The organism is Bacillus sp. JJ1474, assembly GCF_036965225.1.
In the GTDB taxonomy this organism is placed as follows: Bacteria; Bacillota; Bacilli; order Bacillales; family Cytobacillaceae; genus Cytobacillus.
In genome coordinates this window covers 1-6,032 of record NZ_JBALPC010000300.1, presented here as the reverse complement: position 1 = coordinate 6,032, position 6,032 = coordinate 1, and the positions used below count along the sequence as shown (strand labels likewise).

The 6,032-nt window shown below is 37.8% G+C and carries 6 protein-coding genes; 4 read left to right on the top strand and 2 right to left on the bottom strand.

All coding sequences use genetic code 11. The features are described from left to right. The first annotated feature begins 229 nt into the window (after positions 1–229). Complete coding sequence (locus tag V7164_RS24965) at positions 230–1,801, top strand: GNAT family N-acetyltransferase (RefSeq protein ID WP_335355567.1); 1,572 nt, start codon at positions 230–232, stop codon at positions 1,799–1,801. An 82-nt stretch (positions 1,802–1,883) separates the two neighbouring features. On the opposite strand, the gene V7164_RS24960 is transcribed toward V7164_RS24965, so the two are convergent. Then, positions 1,884–2,639 carry an exodeoxyribonuclease III gene (locus tag V7164_RS24960; protein WP_335355566.1) on the bottom strand — a complete coding sequence of 252 codons (756 nt, stop codon included), beginning with the start codon at positions 2,637–2,639 and terminating at the stop codon, positions 1,884–1,886. A 331-nt stretch (positions 2,640–2,970) separates the two neighbouring features. On the opposite strand from V7164_RS24960, the gene V7164_RS24955 reads away from it, so the two are divergent. The 3 genes from V7164_RS24955 (at position 2,971) to V7164_RS24945 (ending at position 4,922) form a co-directional block, all read left to right on the top strand. Further along, complete coding sequence (locus V7164_RS24955; RefSeq protein ID WP_335355565.1) at positions 2,971–3,417, top strand: OsmC family protein; 447 nt, start codon at positions 2,971–2,973, stop codon at positions 3,415–3,417. A gap of 57 nt (positions 3,418–3,474) precedes the next feature. After that, positions 3,475–3,771, top strand: coding sequence for a hypothetical protein (locus tag V7164_RS24950; protein WP_335355564.1), 297 nt, complete (start codon positions 3,475–3,477; stop codon positions 3,769–3,771). Positions 3,772–3,998: 227 nt separating this feature from the next. Then, complete coding sequence (locus V7164_RS24945; protein ID WP_335355563.1) at positions 3,999–4,922, top strand: MerR family transcriptional regulator; 924 nt, start codon at positions 3,999–4,001, stop codon at positions 4,920–4,922. Positions 4,923–5,177: 255 nt separating this feature from the next. Here the strand turns inward: V7164_RS24945 and speD are convergent, their stop codons facing one another. Beyond that, entirely contained in the window at positions 5,178–5,984 is an 807-nt protein-coding gene (gene speD, locus V7164_RS24940; RefSeq protein WP_335355562.1) for an adenosylmethionine decarboxylase, read from the bottom strand. Positions 5,985–6,032 lie beyond the last annotated feature (48 nt).

Here is a 6,032-nt window from a genome sequence, read left to right as displayed (position 1 = left end):
AAGAAAAATATGCATATAATCATACATAATTAAAACTCCTTGAAATTTGTTAATATACTAATTTCTCAGTTTCCAAACCATCCCGATTTTACCACATATTTCTATTTAATCATCTCTATTACAATATTTAGGAGTAAATTATTTCTTTCAATCTAAAATTATGCGAAAATAGATTTTAGTCAGTTTGCATATGATATAGAAAGAGCTTGAACGAAGAGAGGTTTTCAATATGTATTGGTGTAAAATAGCTCGCACAGAGAGAGAGTTTTCCGAAATAGCAAAATTAAATTACGAAACCTTTGTTGAAGAGATCCCCCAGCATGAACCTGACGAAAATGGAATTCGTGTGGATCCTTTTCATCATGAAAATAAATATATTATTGTTTTAAAAGATCAAGAGCTTGCTGGTATGATTGCCATCCGTGATCAGCGCCCTTTCTCCTTGGACAAGAAAGTCGGATCTGTAGAGAATCTGCTACATGATGATGCTTTGTCAGGTAAGCTTTGTGAAATTAGACTTCTTGCTGTAAGGAAAGAGCATCGAAATGGAAGGGTATTTTTCATGCTTGTCAGTGCTTTATCTGACTATGCTTATAAACAAGGGTATAGCGCTGCTGTTATTTCAGGAACAATACGTGAGCAGAAGCTTTATAAGCAAATGGGTTTTGAAGCTTTTGCCGATACGGTTGGAACAGAAGATGCCCAGTTCGTCCCTATGGTGTTAACTAGAAGGCAATTCGAGAGGTCTATTGCTGCTAGATTAAAGCAAAAAAGATACTCATTCTATCCGGGACCTGTCGTTTTAAGAGACGATATTCGTAATGCCCTGACTGAAGAGCCAGTCTCCCATCGCTCATACGATTTTTCGATGACGCTTGAAAAAGTACAGCAAATGCTGTTATCCATGAGCAAGTCAGCATATGTTCATTTATTAAATGGCAGCGGAACTCTTGCAAATGAAGCGATGCTTGCACAATTGAAAAGACTTCCTGGAAAAGGACTAATTTTAACAAATGGAGCATTTGGGGACCGATTAGTGAATCAAGCAAACAGATGGGGTCTAACATTTGATTGTTTAAGCTATGAATGGGGCAAGCCCTTCGATGAACGTCAAATTTCTATGAAACTAGAACAATTGAATTATGAATGGGTTTTAATGACGCATGGGGAAACTTCCACTGGAATGCTAAATCAATTAGAAAAGATCCAAGAGCTATGTAAAATACATAATATAAAGCTTTGTCTCGATTGTGTCAGCTCCTTTGGTGCCCTGCCCTTCTCACTTGCAGAGATTTATTTGGCCACTGGGGTTAGCGGGAAAGCGATTGGAACAATGAGCGGGCTTTCGTTTGTTTTCTCAAACCATGAAATTGAAGAAGATTCAACTCTTCCTTCTTATCTAGATTTGGGGTTGTATGCGAATGGTAATATCCCGTTTACCTATTCTTCACAAGTGTTAAAAAGCTTAGAGAGAGCACTAAGATATTATTTAGATGAAGATAGGTATTCCGTTTTGAAAAATTGCTATGAACAAATTCTTTCTGCAGAGAAAAATGAGGAAATGGCCTTTTTAACCCCTAATGGCTATCCGATGATCGTAACATTGAAAGGAGAAGACAGCTGTACAAATATGGCAGAGGATGCTGCACTTTCAGGATTTGATTTACATTATAAAAGCGCTTATTTATCAGAAAGGGCTTGGGTTCAGCTTTCGATTATTCAGCCGGATTTTGAGGAGGCGTGGAAAAAGTTCCGGAAGTGGCATTTGAATTATAAGGAATATCAAAGGAGACAAGGGTAATGTGAAGGTATTTGCCCAACATTCCTGCCAAAAAAAGCCGGCTTCATGTTCGTGTAACAGTTTGAAGTCGGCTTGAATTTTTTTATATTTCCATCTCCAGCATAATCGGACAATGGTCACTGCCCATAACGTCACAGTGAATTTGTGCAGATTTTATTGCATTTTTCATTCTTTCGGAAACGATAAAATAATCGATTCGCCAGCCAATATTCCGTTCTCTTACTTTAGCCATATAAGACCACCATGTATAGGCACCCTCTGCATCTGGATAGACGTATCTAAAGGAATCAACAAAGCCAGAATCAAGCAAGCGAGTCATTTTATTTCTCTCCTCTGTTGTAAAGCCAGAGTTGCCATCATTCGATTTTGGATTTTTCAAATCAATTTCGTTATGTGCTACATTCAAGTCTCCACAGTAAATAACCGGTTTTATTTGATCGAGCTCACAAAGATATTGAAGAAGTTCATTTTCCCACTCTAATCGATAGGATAATCGAGCCAAATCTCTTTGTGAATTTGGCGTATATACATTGACCAAGTAAAAAGATTCAAACTCTAACGTAATGATTCTTCCCTCTGGCTCCGTTTCATTTTCTCCTACACCATATTTAACGGAGAGCGGCTTCTTTTTCGTAAAAATTGCCGTACCCGAATAGCCTTTTTTCAGTGCATAATTCCAAAATTGGTGATAGCCTTCAAGTTCAAGGTCGATCTGCCCTTCCTGCAGTTTTGATTCTTGAATACAGAATATATCTGCATCTACTTCATGAAAATAATCTAAAAAGCCTTTTTTCACACAGGCTCGAATTCCATTCACATTCCACGACACAAATTTCATGCTATTATGACTCCTTTTTTAAAAACTCTAGATTAATAGAATATCATGGAACTAGCTTGCATGCTAATTAATAGCGGACAGAGAATACCTTATTACCTTAAAATTCGCATATTCGGCGAATGAATAGGACACAGAATCCGTTATTGATGAAAAACTTGAAGAAAGTAGCCTTCTTTTCATACAATAACGGAACCAGGATCCGTTTACATGTTGAAAAATAGTCTTTTCAGATAAATAACGGAATCAGGGTCCTCTAACACTTAATTTACTACTTTTCATCAAATTATCGTAAAATATATACGAAAAGTAAGTTTCCAAGGAGGATTTTACAATGGCTGAACACCATTTTCATTTAAAAGCACATTGGCCAGGGCTTAGAAACGATGTGGGTGAAATCGAAGCTGGTCAATTGAAGACAAAGGTTTCCATCCCGCCAGAAATGGATGGTCCTGGAATTGGAACCAACCCGGATGAAATGCTGCTTGGAGCCGCTGCAACTTGCTACATCATTACTTTGGCTGCAATGATGGAACGCAGTAAGCTAGAAAAAGTTGATTTGTCAATGGAATCTGTAGGGATAGTTGATGTAACAAAAGGTGTGATCACTTACAAAAAAATCATTCACCGCCCGGTTATCGTTCTAAAACGTGAAGCAACAGAAAAGAATGAGGCTTTAGTTCTAAAATTAGCCCAAAAAGCAGAAACTTCCTGTATGATCTCCCGTGCATTAAAAGGCAATGTTGAAATTGAATTGGAGACAACAATCATTAGACAGTAGTGACGTCTATCCTTTGATTTAAAAAACACTTAGTTGACCAATGCGGCTGTGGGGGGCATGTGCTTAGAGTATGAAAAAAGAATCGAACATTTAGGGGTACTAGCGGAATTTATCCAAGGGCAAGTTATTCTCAACTACTATGAAGATGACGATTTCCTATGGAAAAGAGAAGGTTTTCATTTCGACTCAATCCTTGTGACTAATGAACAACTTATCTTTAAACGGAAGGATGGCTTTAAATACACCATTTGTTTACAGGAATATCCGGATTTTTTTATTAATAGTGCTTTTCAGCATTATTTCACACTAAGAAAAACATCAGGCAAATTAGATATTTACTTTCCACATAATTAGAGGAGGGCGAACAGCAACTACTGTTTGCTCTTCTTTTTTTCACTTAATCTAATCTTCGCTGTCGAAATCTCCTAATTCTGCAGAATTCCGTCTTGTTTTGATAGCTTTTGTCATGTTGCAGGAAAAAGGGATAGCCTTTGCTGAATAACTCTTACATAGAAAAATTAACTCGGAAAGGCCTTCCGAAATATTCATAACGACTAAAGACAGAAAGGGATGGAGAACCAATGCCAAATCAATTCGTTAAAGCCTATACGATTAAGGAAGTATCAAAATTGATAAATATACCCCCTGGAACACTGCGGCAATGGGAAAAGGATTTAGATGGACTGCTAGTAATCCCCCGCTCTAAGCAAGGGGCACGATTCTATACGGATGAGGAAATCAAACTACTTGAAACCATTAAGCAGATGCGCAATAAAAACTTAAGTAAGGAAATGATTAAAGATTTAATTTCCCAACATAAGGTTTCGGAATCAGCTTCCGAATCAATCGAAACCTCACTGGCTCCCATTTCGGAAGAAATCCGCAGCAGAGAGGAAGTTCCGGATATATCCATGGTTTATGGAGCAATGGAATCCTTTAGAAATCAGTTAATTGATGATGTCAGAGCGGAAATTCGGACAAGCATTCGCAAAGAAGTTTTGGAAGAGGTAAAGAAAGAAATTTCGAAGGGATCGCTTCACACCGTGAAAAGTCTATCTGACTCCATATATAAATCGAATGAAAAGACGAAGCTTGAAATCCACGAGCTTTCAAATCATATACATAATGCTTCGGAACATACTTCCGAATCGCTCGAAGCTCTATCGAAAAGGGTTACGAAAGCTTCGAAAGGCACTTCCGAACAGCTGCGCTCTTTAGTTCATCGTGTTACAGAATCTTCTGAAGCGGCTTCAGAAGAATTTAAGACGATGATTCATTATATCTCAAGTTCTGCCGAGGTTACGCATACGGAGATTAGTGCGTTAATTGAAACTCTGAACACTGATAGAGAAATCTACATTGAAACGATTACGCGCGAACGGGAGCAATATTGGGAAGATGTCCATCAGCGGGAAATGATGTTTCAAGATTTAATCGTCAGCTTCCGAAAAGCTGCAGCTGCTGCAGAGAAAGTTGAAAAACCATGGTGGAAGTTCTGGGGTTAACAAAAATCTGCAGCTTTTGATGAATTCTCTATTTCCGTCTAAATCAATGAGATATTTGGACAGGATTTGGGTAAACAACTGAAGCCTGTCCAGTAAACCTAGTTATTTGGACAGGTTTTGCATAAAACACTGAAACCCGTCCAGTAAACCTCATTATTTGGACAGGTTTTGGGTAAAACGATGAAACCTGTCCGGTAAACCTGATTATTTGGACAAGTTTTATAGCATTTCCTAACTACTGCATCAAATCTACCTTTATTTCATATTCGTCCCGTAAAAAATTTCGTCCATTTCTATTGTGAGCTTCTCTGTGATTTCCTCTACTTCCTCAGGGCTAAGGGTGTCCTTCGTGTATCCAAAGAGGTAATTATTCAAATCGAAATCTCGAATGCGGCATTTTGTATGGAAAATATGTGACTGATAAATATTGACATCAATCATGTCAAATTCATTTTTGATTTCCTCAGGGATGTAGTTTTGGATCGAGCTTATATTTTGATCAATAAAGAGCTTTTGTCCATCTTTATCCCGTGTAAATCCGCGAACGCGGAAATCAATTGTCATAATATCTGTATCAAAAGAATGAATTAAGAAATTTAATGCCTTCAAAGGAGATATTTCCCCACATGTAGATACGTCAATATCTGCCCGAAACGTGCTAATTCCTTCAGAAGGGTGATATTCAGGATAGGTATGAACAGTGATATGGCTTTTATCAAGCTGCATCACAACTGATTCCGGCAATGGTCCTGGTGTTTCTGAATAGGATTCAATCGGAACCTCAACAACTGGGCCTTCAGAAACAAGTAAAGTTACACTTGCACCTTGTGGAACAAAGTCTTGTTGGGCAATATTCAATACATGAGCTCCAATGATGTCTGAAACATTCTTAAGGATTTTGGTTAGCCTTTTGGCGCTATATTCTTCGTCAATGTACTCTATGTAAGCCTCTCGCTCTTCCTTCGTTCTTGTATAACAAATATCATACATATTGAAACTTAACGATTTTGTTAAGTTATTAAATCCATGCAGTTCAATTCGTTCGTCCGGAGTTAAGCTCAAAATCCATTCCCCCTCATTAATTATGAAACATTGTAAATATTGTTATAT